Genomic DNA, 20,460 nt, shown 5'->3' on the forward strand with positions numbered 1-20,460 from the left:
TTTTTTCATGGGTAAGGGGTAGACTATCTGGCCTTTTACCTAGCAAAAACCTTAACAATAATAGGTACATAGAATGAAAAAGAACATTCAGAAAAGCTTCTACGGCATCTTGATTTCAGGCTTGATGATTAGCTCGGCTCAAGCGAAAGAAAGCGATATCAGCGAAATGAAAAATTTGGATCTATGTGTGAACTACTCGACACTGAAATCCGAAGAAGAGAAAAAAGCCTATTTTGATGAACTGAACAAACGCGGCCAACTGAGCTACCAGGATTTAGATCGCCTGCCAACCAAAACCGTTGCAAGCAGCTCAACCATCTGCGGAATGTATATGTCTTTAGGTAAGCCGATTGCTGAGCAGTCACGCCAGATTCGTCCTATGACATTCAAAGCGGTTCACGTATATCCTGACAAATACTATGTTTCGCAATCCGGAATGATCGTTTCAAGCTATGAGCGTAAGGAAGGCGAAATGCCTCCTAAACTGATCGCAGAGAAACCGGCTGTCGAACCACCACCGGTTCTATACAAGCACGCGAAATAATCCCGAGAGAGTTCCCTCTCATTAGCATGCCGGCTTCTTGCCGGCTGCTTTTTATGACGTGCTTACAGTCAAAGTGCAATGCTATACAACCACACTGTTATTGATTACAATTACGCCACAAAAAATAACGACAAAATAAATCAATAACATAATTAGAGAGATAATCATGACACAAGATGAACTAAAACAAAAAGTTGCTCAAGCGGCAATCGAATACGTCGTGCCGGATACCATCATCGGTGTGGGCACAGGGTCAACCGCTAACTTCTTCATTGACGAACTGGCTAAAATCAAAGGCTCTATCGAAGGTGCCGTCGCCAGCTCCGAAGCAACTGCGGAACGTCTGAAAGGTCATGGTATCCCTGTTTTGGATCTGAACTCGGTCGCTGAAATGTCTGTATACATCGACGGTGCCGATGAAGCCGATCCGGGATTGCACCTTGTCAAAGGCGGCGGTGGCGCCCTAACTCGTGAAAAAATCGTTTTGGCGGTTGCCAAGAAGTTTGTCTGCATCGCAGACGACAGCAAAAAGGTCGACGTTCTAGGCAAATTCCCGCTACCTGTGGAAGTCATTCCAATGGCCCGCAGCTACGTCGCTCGTGAAATCGTCAAGCGCTTCGGCGGCGAACCGGTTCTTCGTGATGGTTTCATCACTGATAACGGTAACGTCATCCTAGACATCCATGGCCTTGAAATCACAGACCCGGTTGCCATGGAAAACGAATTGAACAGCATTGTCGGTGTCGTCACCAACGGTCTGTTCGCTGCACGTAAAGCGGACATTTTCCTTTGCGGAACAGCAAATGGTGTCGAAACCATTACGGCTGAGTAAAACGCTCATCCGCAAATAGCGTTAATTTGAATCGGGTCCATTGCTTCAATGTAGACCCGATTTTTGTTTATAGGTATTTTAGGTTTTTCACCTCCATACAAAAGTGATTCGATCCTATGCAAAACATTGGTAGTAAACTCTTCGGACTTCTAGTCATCGTCCTACTGTCCACCCTGCTTTATTTCACCGTCTTTTCCGATGGTCTTGGCAAAGCTCCGGCTGTCACGGTCAAGAACACTCAGGGAGAAAGCATCGACCTCAGTCATCCTAAAAAACCGGTACTGGTCAATTTCTGGGCGACATCCTGTCCTGGTTGTATTGCCGAAATGCCCCATCTGGCCAAAATGAAACAGGAGCTTGGTGACCGTTTTGAGCTGGTTGCAATTTCCATGCAATACGACCCTGCATCGCAAGTCCAGAAATTCATTCAGAGTAATCCCTATCCATTTATTTTCGTCATGGACACCGACGGCAAACTATCCAAAGCGTTCGGCGAAGTGTTATTGACGCCGACCAGCTTCCTGATCGCTCCGAACGGTAACATCGTCTATCAACAGATCGGTGAAGTTCAGTTCGACATCGTAAGCGAACGCATTAAGCAAATGAGCCCGAACCTCTAAGTCCAGACCTATCAGATCAAGTATTAAAGGAAACCCGATGAGCAATTCACACGACCTATTTCAAGCCGCCCAAAAACATATTCCCGGCGGTGTAAACTCACCTGTGCGCGCATTCAAAGGCGTCGGCGGTGATCCGGTATTCTTTAAAGCCGCCAAAGGCGCTTATCTGGTCGATGAAGATGATAAAAGCTATATCGACTATGTCGGCTCATGGGGTCCGGCAATTCTTGGTCACGCCCACCCTCAAGTCATCAAGGCCGTACAGGACAAAGCGGAAGATGGTCTGTCGTTCGGTGCTCCGACCCAAATCGAAACCACGATGGCCGACCTGGTCTGCGACCTGATCCCTTCCATCGACATGGTTCGTATGGTCAGCTCGGGTACCGAAGCCACCATGACGGCAATCCGTCTGGCTCGCGGTTATACCGGTCGCGACAAGATCGTCAAATTTGAAGGCTGTTATCACGGTCACTCCGATTCTCTATTGGTTAAGGCCGGTTCCGGTGCTTTGACCCTGGGCGTGCCATCTTCACCAGGTGTCCCTGCCGCTTTGGCGGAAGAGACCCTGACTCTGACACACAACGATTCGGAAGAAGTAAAAAAAGTCTTCTCTGAAATCGGCGACCAGATCGCTTGTATCATCGTTGAGCCGGTTGCCGGAAACATGAACTGTATCCCGCCGGAAGAAGGTTTCCTTGAAACTCTGCGTGAAGTCTGTGACCAGCACGGTTCGGTTTTGATTTTTGACGAAGTCATGTGCGGTTTCCGTGTCGGCTTGACCGGCGCGCAGGGCCGTTACAACGTCACGCCGGATCTGACTACGTTCGGTAAAGTCATCGGCGGCGGAATGCCGGTTGGGGCTTTCGGCGGAAAACGTGAAGTCATGGAACACATCGCCCCACTTGGTCCGGTCTATCAAGCGGGAACGCTTTCCGGTAACCCAATTGCGATGGCGGCCGGTTTGAAAACTCTGGAACTGATCAGCGAAGAAGGTTTCTTCGACAAGCTTGAAGCCATGACTACCAGTTTGGTAAAAGGCTTGCAGGCCGCTGCGGATGAAAACAACATTCCATTCACCACCAACCAGGTCGGTGGCATGTTTGGTTTCTTCTTCAGTGAAGAGAAAAACATCAGCCGCTATGCACAAGTCGCCCAAGGCGATATGGAACGTTTCAAAGCCTTCTACCATGGCATGCTAGATGAAGGTGTCTACCTGGCACCTTCGGCCTTTGAAGCCGGCTTTGTCTCTTCAGCGCATACCGAAGCAGACATCGACGCAACCATCGACGCGGCACGACGCGTAATGGCTCGTCTGTAATCCAATCTTGGGGGATGAAAGCGTTCAAATGAATGCTTTCACCCTTTCCTTAAATGCATCCTACCCAACCCCAACAACACCTAGCTTTCACAAGACCATGAAACACACACCCGAACAAGTCGTTGAACTGTTTAACGACCTTTTCATTCCAACCTACAACACAGAACTGGTCTGTTGCGAAGAGGAACCGATCTACCGTCCGGCAGACGACGAACACCCTCATCACCGCATTATTTTCGCGCACGGATTCTTCGCCAGCGCTTTGCATGAGATTTCACACTGGTGCGTTGCAGGTAAGGAAAGACGTTTACTGGAAGATTTCGGTTACTGGTACAAGCCAGACGGAAGAACCGCCGATCAACAGGCTGAATTTGAAAAGGTGGAAGTCAAACCGCAAGCTCTGGAATGGATTTTCTCGCAATCTGCCAACTTTCAGTTTCACTTCAGTGCGGACAATTTGAATGGAGAAGCCGGTATTTCGGAAAGTTTTAAACAGGCCGTCTGGCAACAGGTTCAAACCTATCTGGACAACGGCTTGCCCGAAAGGGTCAGAATGTGGTCTGACGCCTTGATTGAAGCCTACCGACCTGGTCGCGCCCTCTCAACCGAAGAGTTTTCACTCAATCAAGTTCGGTAGCCTTAACAGAGACCAAACAAGCCTGCCGTACCGCCTCTTCAATTTTGAACAGGCCTGTTTAAAATCAGTTTTATGCTCGATCCATCAGATTTTTCTAGTTAGTCGCTGACCTATTCAAGGCGACTTTAAACTCATAGCTAAAATATCTTTGGCATCACAAATCCGCCTAAACATCTTTGGATCGCCTCCCTTATCAGGGTGATGCTGCTGACACAGTGTACGAAACTGTTGCTTCACACTCTGCAAAGATAACGACTCCTCCTCCAACCCCAAAGTTTTCATTGCCTCCGATCTAGAAGTCGCATCAATAGATAAAGCCGGAAGACCAGCCATTCTCCGCCAGAAATCGTCCAGCAATCCCAACACATCTTCTTTTTGTGTATTTAAGAACTCCTGGTAGTCCAGATAATAAGATTTGATAGGATCGTTCTCTCGCAGTTGAGACTGCAAAGGATTGGACGAAGGTGAAAAAGACGCATCGGGTTCCAAGTGGATGTCAGTGGTATGAATGCTCAACCAACCTTGACCTTCTTCATGCCAACGATCTTGAAGACGATAAAGCAGATGGAATAATAAGAAATGAGAACGGAACATCGTCAACGGTTCCAAATCCGGTTTGAATTCAACCAAGCCGTTCGCGGACAAATGCTTCATCAATTGATATTCACTGATCGTTGGTTCTGCCTTTAAAGCCTGACTTACCAGTGCTTCAAAGCGTTCGGGAATCGGCGGAACTTCAATAGAACCGTACATACTTGAAGCTCCTATCCTTTTCTTACTTTTTGTTACTTCTTACTAGGTGGCTTGATCATCCAGACGATCCAAACCACCACCAAAACCAGAATGCCAATTTCCAGCAAAGCCCACATTAGCGATTTTCCAGAGCGGCCAACAGTTTGCTGTGAATACCGCCAAAACCACCGTTACTCATAATCACCACGGTGTCGTTCGGCTGCAATTCTTCGGTTAAGCGTTGCAACAGGCTTTCGTATTCGTGCTCTACCGTCACCGGCTCTTTAAATGCATCCAAAGGTAATTGCCAATTCCAAGCGGTATCGATGAACGCATAAACGGCATCGGCCTCGTCGAATGCCGCAGGCAAGGTTTTCGCATGAACCCCCATGCGCATGGTATTGGAACGCGGCTCAAATACCGCAACCAATCGACCAGGCCTGTCGAGTTTTTTCAGCTGGTTTTTCGCTCCCTGTAAAGTGGTGGCGATGGCAGTCGGATGGTGTGCAAAATCATCGTAAATCCGAATATCGTTCGCTTCACCGATCAAAGTCATTCTGCGGCGGATTCCTTTGAATTCGGACAGTCCGTCCACCGCGGTTCTGGCAGGCACGCCGCAATGCACCGCAGCGGCAATGGCACTTAACGCATTGCGGACATTATGCAAACCGGTCATCGACCATTTGACGCGTCCCATACAATGCCCCTTGAACATCACTTCGAACTCCGAACCGTCGTCTTCATAAAGTTTGTAACTCCATTCGGCGGCTGCGCCCTGCTTTTCAACCGGCGTCCAACACCCCATTTCAATGACTTCGTCCAGATTGGATTCGTCCTTGGGCATCACAATCAAACCGTTGCCCGGTACAGTTCGAACCAGATGATGAAACTGTTTCTGGATATCTTTGACCGAATCAAAAATATCGGCGTGGTCAAACTCCAGATTATTCAAAACACAGGTACGCGGATGGTAATGAACAAACTTGGAGCGCTTGTCGAAAAAAGCGGTGTCGTACTCGTCCGCTTCCACCACAAAGAACGGCGAATCACCCAAACGGGCCGATACCCCGAAATTCTCAGGCACGCCGCCAATCAAAAAACCGGGATTAAGCTTGGCATATTCCAAAATCCAAGCCACCATCGACGCGGTCGAGGTTTTGCCGTGCGTTCCGGCAACCGCCACCACCCAACGGTCTTTAAGAATCGTCTCCGCCAACCATTGAGGGCCGGAGGTATAAACCTGTTGTGCGTTCAAAGTCGCTTCAACGGCAACATGGCCGCGGCTCAACGCATTACCGATCACAACCGCATCCGGCTCCGCTTTCAAAAAGTCCAAATCCTGCTCGTCGCTGACCTCGATACCGGCTTGTTCCAACTGTGTGCTCATTGGCGGGTAGATGGCCTTATCCGAACCGGAGACATCGTGTCCCATCGCTTTGGCGATCTGGGCGATGCCCCCCATGAATGTGCCCGCTATACCCAAAATATGAATCTTTTGCTTTTTCACACAATTATCCTTGCTCTCTACCGAGGTTGCTCTTACACTTTTGCTATGCAAAACATAGCCTACCTTTCTATCCAAACCGAAGACGAACTAAACCGTTACAGTCGGCACCTGATCGAACACAGCGATATCGACTGGATTGCCATCGATACTGAATTCGTTCGCACCGACACCTACTTTGCCGAACTGAGCCTGGTGCAAATTCAGGACAATCTAGGCGAAGTTGCGATTATTGACCCGCTGGCGATTCAGGAAAACGGCCAACTCACAGGGCTGGTCGACATTCTGACCGAACCAGGCCTGCTGAAAGTCTTTCATTCAGCCCGTCAGGATATTGAGGTATTGTATCAACTTGCAAACAAAATGCCGGTTTCAATTTTCGACACCCAACTGGCTGCAATCTTTTTCAAACACGGTGATATAGCGGGCTTTGCGCGTGTAGTAGAAGCCGAACTCGGCCACAAACTGGACAAAACCCAGACCCGTACCAACTGGCATGCCCGTCCACTGACGGAAGAACAGATCCAGTACGCCATCGACGACGTACGTTATCTGGCGCCGCTGTATGAAAAATTCATCGAGAACCTGACGCCGGAGCAGACGACCGCTATTCAACAAGACTGCGACACCCTGCTCGACGAATCCTTATACCAAATCGATCCGACAATGGCCGGTGAAAAGGTCAAAGGCGTGCGCAATTTCAAACCCAAGCAACTGGCCATAGTCAACGCCTTGGCCGAATGGCGCGAACGTTTTGCCATTGAACATAACCAACCGAAGAAATGGGTCATGAGCGACGAGGTCATTATCGGCATCGCCAAACGTCCGCCACAAACCGTCGAAGCGCTCTACAAAGTGCCAAACGTAAAATCCTCGTCCGTTCGCGATTACGGGTCGGAATGGATCGAATGCATCGACCGGGTATTTGCCTCTTCTCCCGAGAGCTGGCCGAAACCCAAACCGAAAGACGCGCCGGTTGAGCCTCAGGAAGAAACACTGGTCAACCTGTGCATGACTTACTGCCAACAGGTTGCATTGGATTACCGTATCAATATCCATAATTTGGTTCACAAGTCCGAACTGGTTAAAATGATTCGTAACGAACAAAACGCCGATCTCAACGGTTGGCGCGCCCTGCTCATCGTCGAGCCACTAAAATCGTTGTTATCCGGGCAGACCTGCCTGCAAATCGAACAAGGGAATCTGGTGCTCAAGCGTCATTAAAAAGCAACCTAGAGGCCTGTTCAATTCGTTTATAATGCCCATCAATAAAATCGACAGGCCAGAGTAATGAGCGCAACCTTTTCACACAACCAGCCCTCAAAAAACGTACTTTTCGCCCAGGCGGGCGGCCCGACATCGGTCATCAACGCCAGTGCCGCCGGCGTGATCGAAATGTGCCAGGCGCACCCTGAAACTTTCGGCAAAATCTACGCCGCCATTAACGGCATCAAAGGGGTGCTTGAAGAACAGTTAGTCGATGTCAGCAAACTGTCCGACAGCGTGATGGATCGCATCAAGAACCAGCCTGGAGCCGCTTTTGAGGCCTGCCGTTTCGATCTGGACCCAATCGACGAAAATCCAGCGCAATACCAGCGCGTTCTGGAAATCTTCGTCACTTATGACATCGGTTATTTCTTCTACAACGGCGGTAACGGTTCGATGGTAACGGCGCAGAAAGTCGCCGACTACTGTTCGGAACACGGCCATCCGGTCATCTGCATTGGCGTTCCTAAAACCATCGACAACGATCTGGCGCTTTCCCACTGCAGTCCGGGATTCGGCAGTGCGGCGAAATACCTGGCAACCAGCCTGCTTGAATCGACGCTGGATCTGTATTCGATGCACAATACCTCAACGCGCTTTTTCTGCATCGAAGCTATGGGCCGTAACGCTGGTTGGCTAGCGCTGTCAGGCGGGCTGATCAAAAATCAGATTCCGGATGTCCCGCTGATCGTTCTTCCGGCCGAACGCCCTTTCCGCCGTGAGGAATTTCTTACCAAAGTTCGTTATTTCATGGAAACCAAAGGTTACTGTACCTGTATCGTCTCCGAAGGACTGACCGATGAGAACGGTGAGTACATTTCCATCGAAAACGTCGAGCACACCCATTTAAAGGATTACACCCAGCTTGGCGGCGTTGCGCATACCATCGCCAAAATCGTCAACAAGGAATTCGACTGCAAAACCCACAGCGCTGTTCCCGATTACATGCAGCGTGCAGCCAGCCATCTGGTTTCTCAAACCGACTGGGAAATGGCTTACGGTGCCGGAAAAGCAGCGGTTCAAGCGGCACTGGACGGCGAACACGGCGTCTTGCCGGTTGTCGAAGTAACCGCAACCAACCCTCTGAAATGGCGTTTCAAGAACATCGACCTGTTTGCTGTGGCCGATTTGGAATACCGTGTGCCCGATGAATTCATCAGCGAAGACGGCATGGACGTCACTCAGGCTGCTCTGGATTATCTGCAACCTTTGATTGAAGGCGAACGCCCGATGCAATATAAAAACGGACTGCCGGACATCTACCCGCTTCAGTTCGAAATCGTTGAACCGAAACTGTCGGAATATAAAGCCGTCAAATAATTGTTTTTCCATCATTTTTTCATACAAATAGAGGAAAAAGCCTCATAAGAGTATGGAAAAACTCTGCTATCATATTCGGTATGTTTCGTTATATTCGCCTGAAAATTCATCAAATCGGCCGCAAGACTAAGCAGTCGGTTTTCTTGAATAAATATTTCCCCCGCTTCAAGGACCGTATCTATTGGGCCGGGGACCGCACATCTTTCGCTCGCGCCGGCTTCATCGGCGCATTCTGCATGATGTTGCCGGTTCCTTTCCAGATGGTCTTAGGGTCGGTGTTTGCCTATTACCTACGCGCTAACATTCCACTGGCAACCGCCTTGGCGTGGGTTACCAACCCGATCACCATGTGGCCGATCTGGTACGGCGGCTATAAGTTCGGCGTATTCATCATGGGCACCCCCGATCTATACGACATGTCGTCAAACATCCCGATCGCCTCCGAGGAATGGTTTACCACCGTCTTCCCACACATCTGGCAACCCTTTTATTTCGGCAACGTCCTGTTAGGCGTCATGATCGGCAGCGTACTCTATGTTTTCATCGCTCACTTTCATTGGCTTAATGTCTGGCAAACCATTCGTAACCGCCTCCAGAACCGCCAATCACGTTAAGTTCCGCCTAGACACCTTACGGTGAGTATGAGTATACTTGCTTAAAACCGGATTAATACAATCAGAATCACCGCTGTCAATCGAACTAGGGACGGGAAGATTACCAGCAGAAGAGGCCCTATCCAGGCAGACTACTAAACCTATGTTCAATCAAATTCTATCTCCCAAGCAACAGGCTCTGATAAAACAATTCCTATTCACCTTCAGCGGTTTGTTATTGGCGGTTCTGTTGATTTTAAGCAGTTGGTACAACGTTAAGTCGGATCAGGAACTCAAATACCAAGAACACCAGGAACTCAACCAACTGGACTTGCATGAAACTTCGATCTTTAAGGAGTACGAAACGACCCTGTCTGACCTGCTCACCCTTGCCTCGCTACCGATATCGAAACAAATCCTGTCTACCGAGGCGTCTGATCGATTAATCAAGTCACAATTAACCGATACCTACCTAACCATTTCGCAAACCCGAGGCCGTTACGACCAAATACGTTACCTGAATAATAACGGACAGGAAGTCATCCGCATCAATTTCAAAGACGGCATCGCCAGTGTTGAAAGAGAAGATAAATTACAAAACAAAGCCGACCGTTATTATGTTCAGGATATCGCCTCGTTAAATCAAAATGACATCTATGTTTCCCGGATGGACTTGAACATTGATCACGGCCAAGTGGAACGGCCTTTCAAACCCATCATAAGAGTTGGTATGCACCTGTTTGATGCCAACGAACGTCCACAGGGCATGGTTATCATGAACTATTTCGGACAACGCTTACTGGATGCCCTGAATTTCGGCTCCAAAGTACTCGACTCCCGCTCGTCCCTGATGCTTCTCGATCATGACGGTTACTGGCTGAAAGGACCTGACAAGGAAAAAGAGTGGGGCTTCATGTTTGACGACAAAAAAAAGGTCTCTTTTGCCAATGAACACCCCAAAATTTGGCAGCAAATACTAAGGCAAAAATCAGGGCAAATCCGCACTCCCGCTGGCGTCTATAGCTTTAAAACCCTTCTGCCTCTAACTCCAAAAGACCTCACAGGAAGCTGGCACTACGACTTCAGCAAGACCTATTTCAAAACCCAGACAAAACTGGAAAACTATCAATGGATTCTTGTCTCGTTCCTGCCTGCATCCCAGTTCTATACCGACACTCACAAAGCTCTGCAAAGCGGTGTACCCTACCTGCTCGTCGGATTGGTTTTCTTGTCTTTACTGTCGTTTTATTTGGCGACCTATCACCGGGATAAGCAGTACCTGCTATATAAAACGCATTACATGGCTTTCCACGATGAACTCACAGGCCTGTTTAATCGCCACGTCCTAGATCAGAAAAAGGGTTTAAACATGGTGTTGCCTAAGGATAAGTCGATTCCCTATGCCGTATTTTTCTTCGATCTGGACGGCTTCAAACCCATCAATGATAAATATGGCCATCACATAGGTGACGAAGTATTAAAAATTACCGCTAAGCGATTACAGGGTAGCGTACGCGAACACGATGTTCTGATCCGTTTGGGCGGTGACGAATTTGCACTTATCGCGCCTAAACTGTCCAACAAAAAACATGCCGCCCACCTGGGCGAAAAACTGCTAAATAAAATCCAAGACCCGATTCATATCGACGAATGCATCTTACAGCTAGGCGTGAGTATCGGTATCGCCATGTATCCGAGTCATCACAACAACCTTGAGAAACTGATCGATATGGCCGATGACGCCATGTACGCAGCCAAACAGAGTGGTAAAGGCAGAATATGCTTTCCGGAAAACGCTAAATCGAAAAACACCGATACCTAATCAGCTTGGAATTTTGCAACAGAAAATGAGACATAAAAAAACCCGCATTGAGCAATCTCAATGCGGGTTTTAAGAATATGGCGGTGGACTAGGGATTCGAACCCCAGGTAGGCTACTAACCTACAACGGTTTTCAAGACCGCCGCCTTCAACCGCTCAGCCAGTCCACCAATGTTTGATGTGGCGTATTATAGAGCCCCCAGAGTTTTTTGCAAGGCGTTTCGTTCATATTTTTGTAAAAAAATATACAATTGTCATGGAACCCGAATTTTTAAGCAGGCCTGTTGAAAATCATGAAAACTTCAAAGCCCGAATCGAACCCTACGCCCTTTCAAATACGTTGCTACGATTTGTTGAAACGCATCCCAAAAGGCAAAGTCACGACCTATAAAGCGATTGCCGACGCTTTGGACAGCAAAGCCTACCGTGCAGTAGGATCAGCGATGGCGAAAAACCCGTTTTTAATTGAAGTGCCCTGTCACCGTGTAGTCAACAGCGATGGCGCCATTGGGGATTACGCTCTGGGAAAAGACAAGAAAGTAGAATTACTTGAAGGCGAAGGAATTGAGATCAAAAATTCCAAAGTCGCCGACTTTGAATCGGTGTTTTTCGATTTTAAAGAGTCCGAATCGCAGGCATAAAAAAACCAGGCAGGCCTGGTCTTTTTATCAAATCACATCAAAGCGTCATTAAAGCACTTCAACACCGCCCATGTATGGACGCAAGGCTTCCGGCACGGTGATGCTGCCGTCGGCGTTCTGGTAGTTTTCAAGTACCGCAACCAAAGTACGGCCTACTGCCAAACCGGAACCGTTCAACGTGTGAACCAGTTGCGGCTTGTCGTTACCGGAACGGTAGCGCGCCATCAAACGACGTGCCTGAAAGTCTTCGAAGTTTGAACACGAAGAGATTTCACGGTATGCGCTCTGCCCCGGCAACCAAACTTCCAAGTCATAGGTCTTGGCGGACGAGAAACCGATATCACCAGTACACAACGACATCAAACGATAAGGCAAGCCCAGTTTCTGAAGAATCAGTTCGGCATGACCGGTCAATTCTTCCAACGCTTCGTACGACTTTTCAGGGTGAACAATCTGTACCATCTCAACTTTCTCGAACTGGTGCTGACGGATCAAACCTTTGGTATCACGCCCGTAAGAACCCGCTTCGGAACGGAAACAAGGCGTGTGGCCAGCCATACGGATAGGCAGGTCGGCTTCATCAATGATCTCGTCGCGTAGCAGGTTGGTGATCGGTACTTCCGCAGTCGGAATCAGATACAAGTCACGATCGTTGGTGTCATGTTCTTCGTGCTTGCTCAGCTTGTAAAGATCTTCCTCGAACTTAGGCAATTGCCCGGTTCCGCGCAAGCTGTGCTGGTTGACGATGTAAGGCACATAGACTTCTTCATAACCGCTTTCCGCATGCGTATCCAACATGAACTGTGTCAAGGCGCGTTGCAGCTTGGCGACCGAACCTTTCAACACAGAGAAACGAGAAGAAGCGATTTTGACCGCCGCATCGTTATCGTACCAACCGCGGGCTTCCATCAAATCGACGTGGTCTTTGACTTCAAAATCAAATGCTTTTGGCTCACCCCACTTACGAATCTCGACGTTGTCGTCTTCACCACCGCCAATCGGCGTGGATTCGTGAGGAATGTTAGGGATGCTCGCATAGATCTCTTCGATCTTTGCTTCAACTTCATCGGATGCGGTTTTAGCCGCTTCCAACTGGTCGCCCAAATCAGCTACTTCCGCCAACAACGGTGCAATGTCTTCACCCTGTGCTTTCGCTTTACCGATGCCTTTCGAACGGCTGTTACGTTCGGCCTGCAAGGTTTGTGTCTTAACCTGCAACTCTTTACGTTGCGCTTCCAAGGTTTCGATCTGCGCGGTATCCAATTCAAAACCGCGAGTTTTCAATTTTTCAGCAACCGTTTCCAGCTCGGTTCTCAGTAGCTTAGCATCTAACATGGTGACTCTCTGTGTTTGATTATTCTGTTTTTCCGCCGTCTCAGGACGACTTGAATTTTGCGAATTATTCTAACATCAATTCGCGCCGCCGATAGCGCAATTACACGCCATATTCGACGGGATTTACCAACTTCCAAACAGAACGAAAAGATTTTGAACAGGCCTGTTGGTTTCGGGCCGGATTCAGGATTGATAATCACTCATCGGCGGACAAGCACAAACCAGATGGCGGTCGCCGTAAACATTGTCGATCCGGCCTACCGGCGGCCAATACTTGTTATGCTTCAAAGAAGCCAACGGATAAGCCGCCAGTTCCCGGCTGTAAGCGTGCGGCCACTCATCGGCCATCACATGATCGGCCGTGTGCGGAGCATTAATCAAAGGATTATCTTCGCCGTCCAATTCGCCGGAAGCCACAGCGTCGATTTCCCGTTTGATGGCGATCATGGCGTCGCAGAAACGGTCCAGTTCTACCTTTGATTCCGATTCGGTCGGTTCAATCATCAAGGTTCCGGCTACGGGAAACGACATGGTCGGTGCATGAAAACCGTAATCGATCAGCCGCTTGGCGACATCGTCGACGCTGATGCCTGTGTCGTTCTTGATTGGTCGCAGGTCGATAATGCATTCGTGCGCCACAAGACCTCTCGCGTCACTGTAGAGGATTGGATAATACTCACCCAACCGTGCGGCAATGTAGTTGGCGTTTAGAATCGCGGTTGCCGTCGCTTGCGTCAGCCCGGTCTTGCCCATCAAGGCAATATACATCCAACTGATCGGCAAGATACCGGCACTCCCTTGGAGAACCGAAGAAACTGCTCCGACGTGTTGAGATAAATCCATATCCGCCTCCAACGCATTCCCAGGCAGGAATTCGGCCAAATGTTTCTTGACGCCGATTGGCCCTACACCCGGGCCACCTCCCCCATGCGGAATCGCAAACGTCTTGTGTAGATTCAAGTGGGAAACGTCGCCACCAAACTCGCCGGGCGCACAGACGCCGACCATCGCATTCATGTTGGCGCCGTCGATATAGACTTGCCCGCCGTGTTGATGTACCCGGTCGCAAACGGTTCTTACATTCTCTTCAAACACACCGTGAGTCGAAGGATAGGTAATCATAATCGCCGCCAACTTATCCGAATATTGTTCGAGCTTAGTCTGCAAATCGTCCAGATCAATATCGCCGGATTCCGCAGTTGCCACCACTACAACCTGCATTCCGGCCATCTGCGCCGAAGCGGGATTGGTTCCGTGCGCCGAGGCGGGAATCAGACAGACATCCCGATGCCCTTCGCCTCGGCTTCGGTGATACGCCCGGATGGCCAACAGGCCTGCGTATTCTCCCTGAGCTCCGGAATTCGGTTGCAAAGAGACCGCATCGTAGCCAGTAGCCGCGCACAACATGGCTTCCAATTCTTTGAATAGTTGTTGATAACCCTGCGTCTGTTCCTTTGGCGCAAACGGGTGGAGTTTGGCGAATTCCGGCCATGAAATCGGCATCAACTCGGCCGCGGCATTCAGTTTCATGGTACAGGAACCCAACGGAATCATAGCGCGGTCCAATGCCAGATCTTTGTCTGCCAACTGGCGCATATAGCGCATCATCTCGGTTTCCGAATGATAGGAATTAAAAACCGGATGCGTCAGAAACTCCGACTGTCTCAACAGAGAATCCGGCAGCGTTTCTAGGGATTGAGATTGAGATTCCAATTCAGTTACATCAAACTCAGCACTATTTTCACCGGCAAAAATCTCCCACAACTGCTTCACGTCTTCAAGGGTAGTGGTTTCATCCAGGGAGATTCCAATGCTGCTTTCATCAAGAGAACGAAGGTTGATTCCATGCGCCAATGCGACTTCAAAAACTTGAGTAGCTCTGTCGAAAACATGGATGCTCAAGGTATCGAAATAACAATCGTGATTAATTGAATAACCGAGCTTTTCCAGACCGTCTGCCAGCAGACTGGTCAAACGGTGCACTCGGTAGGCGATTTTGAGCAGGCCTTGCGGGCCGTGGTAGACCGCGTACATACTTGCCATGACGGCCAGCAATGCTTGGGCGGTGCAGATGTTACTGGTGGCCTTTTCTCGGCGGATATGTTGCTCTCGGGTTTGCAGAGCCAATCGATAGGCCTTCTCTCCCCGGCTGTCGACTGAAACGCCAATCAAACGTCCGGGCATGGATCGTTTAAAGGCGTCACGAGTTGCCATATAACCTGCGTGCGGGCCACCATATCCCAAAGGCACACCAAAGCGCTGTGTATTGCCGACCACAACATCCGCTTCCATTTCACCCGGCGGTTTCAACAGCGTCAAACTCAACAGGTCTGCCGATACCGCCACCAATGCCTTTTTCTGATGTGCCCGTTCGATCAGATCGGTGTAATCCTTTACCTTGCCGTCGGTTCCGGGATACTGCAATAGCACACCAAACAGATCCAAATCGTCGATGCGTTCAAACGGATTCGCCACCACCACTTCAATGCCGAGCGGCTCGGCGCGGGTTTTAACCACGGCGATATTTTGCGGGTGGCAATCTTCGGCCACCAGAAACACCTTTCCTTTAGATTTGCTCATACGTTGACAGAGCGTCATCGCTTCGGCGCAGGCGGTGGCTTCATCCAACATAGATGCATTGGCAAGTTCCATTCCGGTCAGGTCGGACACCATGGTCTGGAAATTGAGCATCGCCTCCAGACGGCCTTGAGAGATTTCCGCCTGATAAGGCGTATAAGCGGTGTACCAGGCCGGGTTTTCGAGAATGTTACGTTGAATGGTCGGCGGCGTGTGGGTGTTGTAATAGCCCATGCCGATATAGGATTGATTGACGATGTTTTTTGACGCGATGGTTTTGAGTTTAGCGAGAGCCTGAGGCTCGGTCATACCTTCTGACAGCATCATGTCGTCATGACGGCGAATCGATTCGGGGACGACACTGTTCAGCAATTCGTCTATCGAAGAAAGTCCCAAAGCTTCCAACATACAGGCCTGTTCGGTTTCATCCGGACCCAAATGACGGTTAACAAATTCATCGCTGTGTTGCAGTGCATCCAGCGACAATAAAGACAATTCTTTGAATCCGGTTTTGGCCATAAAACCTCCTGCCGAAGTGTTAAATTACTGCCTAATTACTATTCGATACTGTCTTTATAATCGGCTTCATCCATCAAGTCGTCTAGCTCATCTGCATCCGACAATTTGACCTTGATGAACCAGTTGCCCATGGCATCCTGATTGACCAATTCCGGTTTTTCGTCCAAGGCGCCGTTGACTTCAACAATTGTACCGCTGACCGGCGCATACAATTCGCTGGCCGCCTTAACCGATTCGATGACCGAAACCGACTCTCCCTTCTGGATTTCCTGACCCTCTTCCGGCAATTCGATGTAAACCAAATCGCCCAGCTGAGCTTGTGCGAAATCGGTAATGCCAATCGACGCGATTCCATCGTCACCTACTTCCACCCATTCATGCTCTTCACTGTATTTTATTTGACTCACAGTCACCTCTCCTTTGATGTTTACTGCTCTTATTTTTATGAACGGGACGTATCATCCCCGGTAGTAATGCGTTTTCATAAACGGCAACGGCACGACCTGCATGGGTATTGCCCTATCTCTGACCAGCGCCCATAATTTGGTTCCTTCTTTAGCCGATTCGATTGGCACATAACCCATCGAGACAGGTCCGCCCACACTGGGACCAAACCCACCGCTACTGACCTTGCCTATGATCTGATCGTCATCGTCGACAATAATGGAATTTTCGCGCACCGGAATCTTGCCTTCCGGCTGCAGGCCGACCCGCTTCATTTGAATGCCTTTCTCCAACTGTTCGAAAATCTTATCGAACCCCAGATAACCACCCGGTCGCTTTCCGTCTTTCCGTCTTTCTTTGGAAAGCGCCCAAGTCAAGCCGGCCTCAACCGGCGTGATGTTTTCGTTCAGGTCGTGGCCATAGAGGCACAATCCGGCTTCAAGGCGCAAGGTATCCCGCGCGCCCAGACCAATCATCTCCACGTCCTCCTCTTCCAAAAGAAGACGGGCAAGATGTTCCGCATGACTGGAAGGCAAAGAGATTTCAAAACCGTCCTCCCCGGTATAACCCGAACGGGTCACCAGACATTCCACCCCATCCAACACCAGGTTCGCGGCCGTCATGAAGACCATTTGACTAGACTCCGGCGCCAGTTTCGCCATGATTCCCGCTGCAGCCGGCCCCTGCAAAGCCAATAAGGATCGATCTTTAAGCATTTCGATATCACACTTATGCTGAATATGACGCTTGAGATGTTCGACATCCTTTTGCTTGCAGGCCGAATTCACCACCAGAAACAAACCGTCTTCGATATTGGTCACCATCAGGTCGTCGAGAACCCCGCCACGGGAATTGGTGAACAACGCATAACGCTGTTTCATCTTCGGCAAGTCGACAATATCTACAGGAACCAGTTTCTCCAGTTCGGCGGCAGCGGACTCACCTTTCAACAAGATTTGCCCCATATGAGAGACATCGAATAACCCGGCTTTTTCACGGGTATGAAGGTGTTCCTGTTTGATTCCGAGTGGATATTGAACCGGCATACTGTAACCGGCGAACTCCACCATCTTGGCGCCTAACTGCTTATGAAAATCATATAGAGGCGTGTATTTGATCGATTCTGTCGCTTGAGTCATGTCGGCATCCCTGAAGTAGACGTGATTCACATGGCCGATTCACAGAACCGGGTACGGAGCGATTCGCAATAATTACTATACTATATATTTGAAAAGAAAAGAGATTCGAGATTTTCTATCCCCGTAAAGGGAGATTTAATGAAGCCGTGACGAGAAGTGCCACGGCTGTAAAAAAACTGATTGCAGTTGAAGGGTTTTCGGAAAAACTTTAGAGCTGACGGGCGGCCAGCATGCCCAACCAGACGGCCACCAGACAGGTAATGACACTGACGGCGATATTAGCCAATGCCTTATTCATCTCACCAACTTCTATATACTGCATGGTCTCGAACGAGAAGGTTGAAAAGGTGGTGAATGCACCGAGGAAACCGACCATAATGAAAGAGCGCCACTCGTTGGATGCACCCAGTTTATCCACAAGCAGTACCGCCACCACGCCCATGATGAAGGAACCGATTAGATTCACCGACAACGTTCCCCATGCGAAATCGCGCCCAAACCACTGATAGGTCTGATGCGATACGGCAAATCGGGAAACTGCTCCCAAAGCCCCGCCTGCGGCAATCGCAAGCCATGCAAGTCCTGTCATTTCATAACACCCTGTTTACTCAAAAAATTCATTGTCACCGGTTTGTAAACCGCTACGAACGTCGCTTATAAATCGCATTGGCATTTAGCTGGCGAAGATGCTCCATCTTGGCGGAAATCTTGATTTCCAAGCCGCGGTCCACAGGCTGATAATAATCTCTTTCTGCCATCTCTTCCGGGAAATAACACTCGCCCGCCGCAAAGGCTTCCGGCTCGTCATGCGCATAACGGTAACCCTTGCCGTAATCCAGTTCCGACATCAACTTGGTCGGTGCATTACGCAAATGCAACGGCACTTCATAAGAGCCATGTTCCTTCACATCCGCCAATGCCGCGTTGTAAGCCATATAAGCGGCATTCGACTTCGGTGCGACCGCCAGATAAGTCGCCGCCTGAGCCAAAGCCAGATCGCCTTCGGGTGATCCCAAGCGCTCATAAGCTTCAGCCGCATTGATCGTCAGTTGCAATGCGCGGCTATCGGCGTTACCGATCTCTTCGCTGGCCATGCGGATCAAACGTCTGGCCAGGTAACGCGGATCCACACCTCCGTCCAACATCCGAACCAGCCAATAAAGCGCTGCATTGGGATCGGAACCGCGAACGGATTTATGCAGAGCCGAAATCTGATCGTAAAAGGCTTCACCACCTTTGTCAAACCGTCTTAAACCGCCTTGAACCACTTCTTTGCAGTGCTCGGCAGACAAAACCAACAGGCCTGTCTCTTCCTCATCCGGTTCGGCAAAATCGACTGCCTGCTCCAAAAGGTTCAGCAAACGACGGGCATCACCGTCGGCGGCCTGCAAAAACAGGCTTTTCGCTTCTTCTTCGACTTTGAGACATGAACCGGCGGAAGCTTCCAGATCATCGGACAACATGCCGACTCCGCGTTCCAACACTTCGGCCAGTTCGGATTCGTCCAGACTGCGCAGCACGTAAACACGGGCACGCGACAACAAAGCGTTGTTGAGTTCAAACGACGGGTTTTCAGTCGTTGCACCGATGAAAACAAAAGTTCCATCTTCGACAAACGGCAAAAACGCATCCTGCTGCGCCTTGTTAAAACGGTGCACCTCATCGACGAACAGCAGTGTGCCCTGTTTGAATTGTTCACGATGCAATCTGGCTTGTTCAACCGCAGCACGGACGTCTTTAACCCCGTCCAATACCGCCGAAAGGCTGATGAACTGCAAATCGGAATGTTTGGCGATCAAACGCGCTAAGGTGGTTTTACCGGTGCCCGGAGGTCCCCAGAAAACCATGGAATGCAATTTGCCGGAATCGAACATCCGTGACAAGGCCCGGTTAGGTCCGAGCAGATGTTTCTGACCGACATACTCTTCAAGAGTCTGTGGCCGCAACCGGTCCGATAAGGGTTGGTACAGGCTCATTATTGCGGCTGCCCTACCAAATCGTATCCCTGAGGCGGATGATAATTGAATTCAGACGCCGGAACCGCTTCATTCATATGAATATTCTTGAATCGAACACGAGTAACATTGTCAGCACTCTGATACATCCACACTTCGGTCATCTGACCGTCTCTCAAAACGATTTCAATGCTCTGAAAATAGGTGGCTTCCTTTGGCGTCAGGTTAAACCGCATACTCCCGTGGCGCGAACCTTCCTCAATGATCTTAAAACGGTTTTCGATCGGTTCGTCGTATAGCAACCAGCTCAGCGGAATCTCGGATTTGATGTCTTCGATCGGACGCACGGAGACCTGCTCCAGATCGTCATCCTGTACCCAAAGGTTGACACCGTCGGCGACGATTTTCTGCGGTTCAGGTTTAATGTAATTCCAAACCAGTTTCCCAGGGCGCTCCAACTTGAAATTACCGCTCGATGCATTCAAGGTGAAACGCTCTTCATCCGGCTGCACCTGCTCGAAATCGGCACTGAACGTTTTCAGTTGGTTAACGTAATCTTGCAGTTCGGACTGCGCATAGGTCGGCATGGAAATGCTGAAAACCAGCACGGCCAGCCATGTAAAGGGATTGCTAAATTTCATTAAAAACTCTTGTATGTATTTG

At 49.5% G+C, this 20,460-nt stretch carries 19 protein-coding genes and 1 tRNA gene; 10 read left to right on the top strand and 10 right to left on the bottom strand.

Annotated elements, in window-relative coordinates; genetic code table 11:
- Nucleotides 1–73: 73 nt before the first annotated feature.
- The 5 genes from QCB45_RS03015 (at nucleotide 74) to QCB45_RS03035 (ending at nucleotide 3,951) form a co-directional block, all read left to right on the top strand.
- On the top strand, nucleotides 74–544 hold the full coding sequence (locus QCB45_RS03015) for a hypothetical protein (RefSeq protein ID WP_279419096.1): 471 nt from the start codon (nucleotides 74–76) through the stop codon (nucleotides 542–544).
- A gap of 166 nt (nucleotides 545–710) precedes the next feature.
- Entirely contained in the window at nucleotides 711–1,376 is a 666-nt protein-coding gene (gene rpiA, locus QCB45_RS03020) for a ribose-5-phosphate isomerase RpiA (protein WP_279419098.1), read from the top strand.
- Between the two features lie 116 nt (nucleotides 1,377–1,492).
- Nucleotides 1,493–1,996, top strand: coding sequence for a TlpA disulfide reductase family protein (locus QCB45_RS03025; protein ID WP_279419100.1), 504 nt, complete (start codon nucleotides 1,493–1,495; stop codon nucleotides 1,994–1,996).
- 37 nt (nucleotides 1,997–2,033) lie between these two features.
- Entirely contained in the window at nucleotides 2,034–3,314 is a 1,281-nt protein-coding gene (gene hemL / locus QCB45_RS03030; protein ID WP_279419102.1) for a glutamate-1-semialdehyde 2,1-aminomutase, read from the top strand.
- Nucleotides 3,315–3,342: 28 nt separating this feature from the next.
- Nucleotides 3,343–3,951 carry an elongation factor P hydroxylase gene (locus tag QCB45_RS03035; protein ID WP_279419104.1) on the top strand — a complete coding sequence of 203 codons (609 nt, stop codon included), beginning with the start codon at nucleotides 3,343–3,345 and terminating at the stop codon, nucleotides 3,949–3,951.
- 114 nt (nucleotides 3,952–4,065) lie between these two features.
- On the opposite strand, the gene QCB45_RS03040 is transcribed toward QCB45_RS03035, so the two are convergent.
- A complete protein-coding gene (locus QCB45_RS03040) occupies nucleotides 4,066–4,704 on the bottom strand; it encodes a DNA-J related domain-containing protein (protein WP_279419106.1) in 639 nt (212 codons plus the stop codon).
- Between the two features lie 115 nt (nucleotides 4,705–4,819).
- Nucleotides 4,820–6,190, bottom strand: coding sequence for a UDP-N-acetylmuramate:L-alanyl-gamma-D-glutamyl-meso-diaminopimelate ligase (gene mpl / locus QCB45_RS03045; RefSeq protein WP_279419107.1), 1,371 nt, complete (start codon nucleotides 6,188–6,190; stop codon nucleotides 4,820–4,822).
- A 45-nt stretch (nucleotides 6,191–6,235) separates the two neighbouring features.
- On the opposite strand from mpl, the gene QCB45_RS03050 reads away from it, so the two are divergent.
- From QCB45_RS03050 to QCB45_RS03065, 4 genes are all read left to right on the top strand, one after another.
- Nucleotides 6,236–7,411: an HRDC domain-containing protein gene (locus QCB45_RS03050; RefSeq protein WP_279419109.1), complete on the top strand. Its 1,176-nt coding sequence runs from the start codon at nucleotides 6,236–6,238 to the stop codon at nucleotides 7,409–7,411.
- A gap of 66 nt (nucleotides 7,412–7,477) precedes the next feature.
- Entirely contained in the window at nucleotides 7,478–8,773 is a 1,296-nt protein-coding gene (locus tag QCB45_RS03055) for a 6-phosphofructokinase (protein WP_279419111.1), read from the top strand.
- An 80-nt stretch (nucleotides 8,774–8,853) separates the two neighbouring features.
- On the top strand, nucleotides 8,854–9,387 hold the full coding sequence (locus QCB45_RS03060) for a DUF2062 domain-containing protein (protein WP_279419112.1): 534 nt from the start codon (nucleotides 8,854–8,856) through the stop codon (nucleotides 9,385–9,387).
- A gap of 142 nt (nucleotides 9,388–9,529) precedes the next feature.
- Nucleotides 9,530–11,188 (top strand): GGDEF domain-containing protein, encoded by a 1,659-nt coding sequence (locus QCB45_RS03065; protein ID WP_279419113.1) that lies wholly within the window; start codon nucleotides 9,530–9,532, stop codon nucleotides 11,186–11,188.
- A gap of 78 nt (nucleotides 11,189–11,266) precedes the next feature.
- Here QCB45_RS03065 and QCB45_RS03070 read toward each other — a convergent pair.
- Nucleotides 11,267–11,357 (bottom strand) — tRNA-Ser (locus QCB45_RS03070).
- Between the two features lie 123 nt (nucleotides 11,358–11,480).
- On the opposite strand from QCB45_RS03070, the gene QCB45_RS03075 reads away from it, so the two are divergent.
- Complete coding sequence (locus QCB45_RS03075; protein WP_279419115.1) at nucleotides 11,481–11,828, top strand: MGMT family protein; 348 nt, start codon at nucleotides 11,481–11,483, stop codon at nucleotides 11,826–11,828.
- A 48-nt stretch (nucleotides 11,829–11,876) separates the two neighbouring features.
- On the opposite strand, the gene serS is transcribed toward QCB45_RS03075, so the two are convergent.
- The 7 genes from serS to lolA form a co-directional block, all read right to left on the bottom strand.
- Nucleotides 11,877–13,163 carry a serine--tRNA ligase gene (serS, locus tag QCB45_RS03080; RefSeq protein WP_279419117.1) on the bottom strand — a complete coding sequence of 429 codons (1,287 nt, stop codon included), beginning with the start codon at nucleotides 13,161–13,163 and terminating at the stop codon, nucleotides 11,877–11,879.
- Between the two features lie 183 nt (nucleotides 13,164–13,346).
- The gene (gcvP, locus tag QCB45_RS03085) at nucleotides 13,347–16,259 is read right to left on the bottom strand and encodes an aminomethyl-transferring glycine dehydrogenase (RefSeq protein WP_279419119.1); all 2,913 of its coding nucleotides are present in this window, start codon (nucleotides 16,257–16,259) and stop codon (nucleotides 13,347–13,349) included.
- Between the two features lie 38 nt (nucleotides 16,260–16,297).
- Nucleotides 16,298–16,666: a glycine cleavage system protein GcvH gene (gene gcvH / locus QCB45_RS03090; protein ID WP_279419121.1), complete on the bottom strand. Its 369-nt coding sequence runs from the start codon at nucleotides 16,664–16,666 to the stop codon at nucleotides 16,298–16,300.
- A 51-nt stretch (nucleotides 16,667–16,717) separates the two neighbouring features.
- Nucleotides 16,718–17,842: a glycine cleavage system aminomethyltransferase GcvT gene (gcvT, locus tag QCB45_RS03095; protein ID WP_279419123.1), complete on the bottom strand. Its 1,125-nt coding sequence runs from the start codon at nucleotides 17,840–17,842 to the stop codon at nucleotides 16,718–16,720.
- 208 nt (nucleotides 17,843–18,050) lie between these two features.
- Entirely contained in the window at nucleotides 18,051–18,431 is a 381-nt protein-coding gene (crcB, locus tag QCB45_RS03100; RefSeq protein WP_279419125.1) for a fluoride efflux transporter CrcB, read from the bottom strand.
- Nucleotides 18,432–18,483: 52 nt separating this feature from the next.
- Nucleotides 18,484–19,818 (bottom strand): replication-associated recombination protein A, encoded by a 1,335-nt coding sequence (locus tag QCB45_RS03105; RefSeq protein ID WP_279419127.1) that lies wholly within the window; start codon nucleotides 19,816–19,818, stop codon nucleotides 18,484–18,486.
- Nucleotides 19,818–20,438 carry an outer membrane lipoprotein chaperone LolA gene (lolA, locus tag QCB45_RS03110; protein ID WP_279419128.1) on the bottom strand — a complete coding sequence of 207 codons (621 nt, stop codon included), beginning with the start codon at nucleotides 20,436–20,438 and terminating at the stop codon, nucleotides 19,818–19,820. The genes QCB45_RS03105 and lolA overlap by 1 nt, the downstream gene beginning before the upstream one ends.
- Between the last annotated feature and the right edge of the window lie 22 nt (nucleotides 20,439–20,460).

It is taken from the genome of Thiomicrorhabdus sp. ZW0627 (assembly GCF_029767005.1).
In the GTDB taxonomy this organism is placed as follows: domain Bacteria; phylum Pseudomonadota; class Gammaproteobacteria; order Thiomicrospirales; family Thiomicrospiraceae; genus Thiomicrorhabdus.

Coding starts and splice junctions, on each gene's coding strand:
- QCB45_RS03015 (WP_279419096.1), top strand. CDS start 74: ATGAAAAAGAACATTCAGAAAAGCTTCTACGGCATCTTGATTTCAGGC.
- crcB (WP_279419125.1), bottom strand. CDS start 18,431: ATGACAGGACTTGCATGGCTTGCGATTGCCGCAGGCGGGGCTTTGGGA.
- hemL (WP_279419102.1), top strand. CDS start 2,034: ATGAGCAATTCACACGACCTATTTCAAGCCGCCCAAAAACATATTCCC.
- lolA (WP_279419128.1), bottom strand. CDS start 20,438: ATGAAATTTAGCAATCCCTTTACATGGCTGGCCGTGCTGGTTTTCAGC.
- QCB45_RS03035 (WP_279419104.1), top strand. CDS start 3,343: ATGAATGCTTTCACCCTTTCCTTAAATGCATCCTACCCAACCCCAACA.
- QCB45_RS03055 (WP_279419111.1), top strand. CDS start 7,478: ATGAGCGCAACCTTTTCACACAACCAGCCCTCAAAAAACGTACTTTTC.
- QCB45_RS03060 (WP_279419112.1), top strand. CDS start 8,854: ATGTTTCGTTATATTCGCCTGAAAATTCATCAAATCGGCCGCAAGACT.
- QCB45_RS03105 (WP_279419127.1), bottom strand. CDS start 19,818: ATGAGCCTGTACCAACCCTTATCGGACCGGTTGCGGCCACAGACTCTT.
- QCB45_RS03025 (WP_279419100.1), top strand. CDS start 1,493: ATGCAAAACATTGGTAGTAAACTCTTCGGACTTCTAGTCATCGTCCTA.
- rpiA (WP_279419098.1), top strand. CDS start 711: ATGACACAAGATGAACTAAAACAAAAAGTTGCTCAAGCGGCAATCGAA.
- gcvT (WP_279419123.1), bottom strand. CDS start 17,842: ATGACTCAAGCGACAGAATCGATCAAATACACGCCTCTATATGATTTT.
- serS (WP_279419117.1), bottom strand. CDS start 13,163: ATGTTAGATGCTAAGCTACTGAGAACCGAGCTGGAAACGGTTGCTGAA.
- QCB45_RS03075 (WP_279419115.1), top strand. CDS start 11,481: ATGAAAACTTCAAAGCCCGAATCGAACCCTACGCCCTTTCAAATACGT.
- QCB45_RS03040 (WP_279419106.1), bottom strand. CDS start 4,704: ATGTACGGTTCTATTGAAGTTCCGCCGATTCCCGAACGCTTTGAAGCA.
- gcvP (WP_279419119.1), bottom strand. CDS start 16,259: ATGGCCAAAACCGGATTCAAAGAATTGTCTTTATTGTCGCTGGATGCA.
- QCB45_RS03050 (WP_279419109.1), top strand. CDS start 6,236: ATGCAAAACATAGCCTACCTTTCTATCCAAACCGAAGACGAACTAAAC.
- QCB45_RS03065 (WP_279419113.1), top strand. CDS start 9,530: ATGTTCAATCAAATTCTATCTCCCAAGCAACAGGCTCTGATAAAACAA.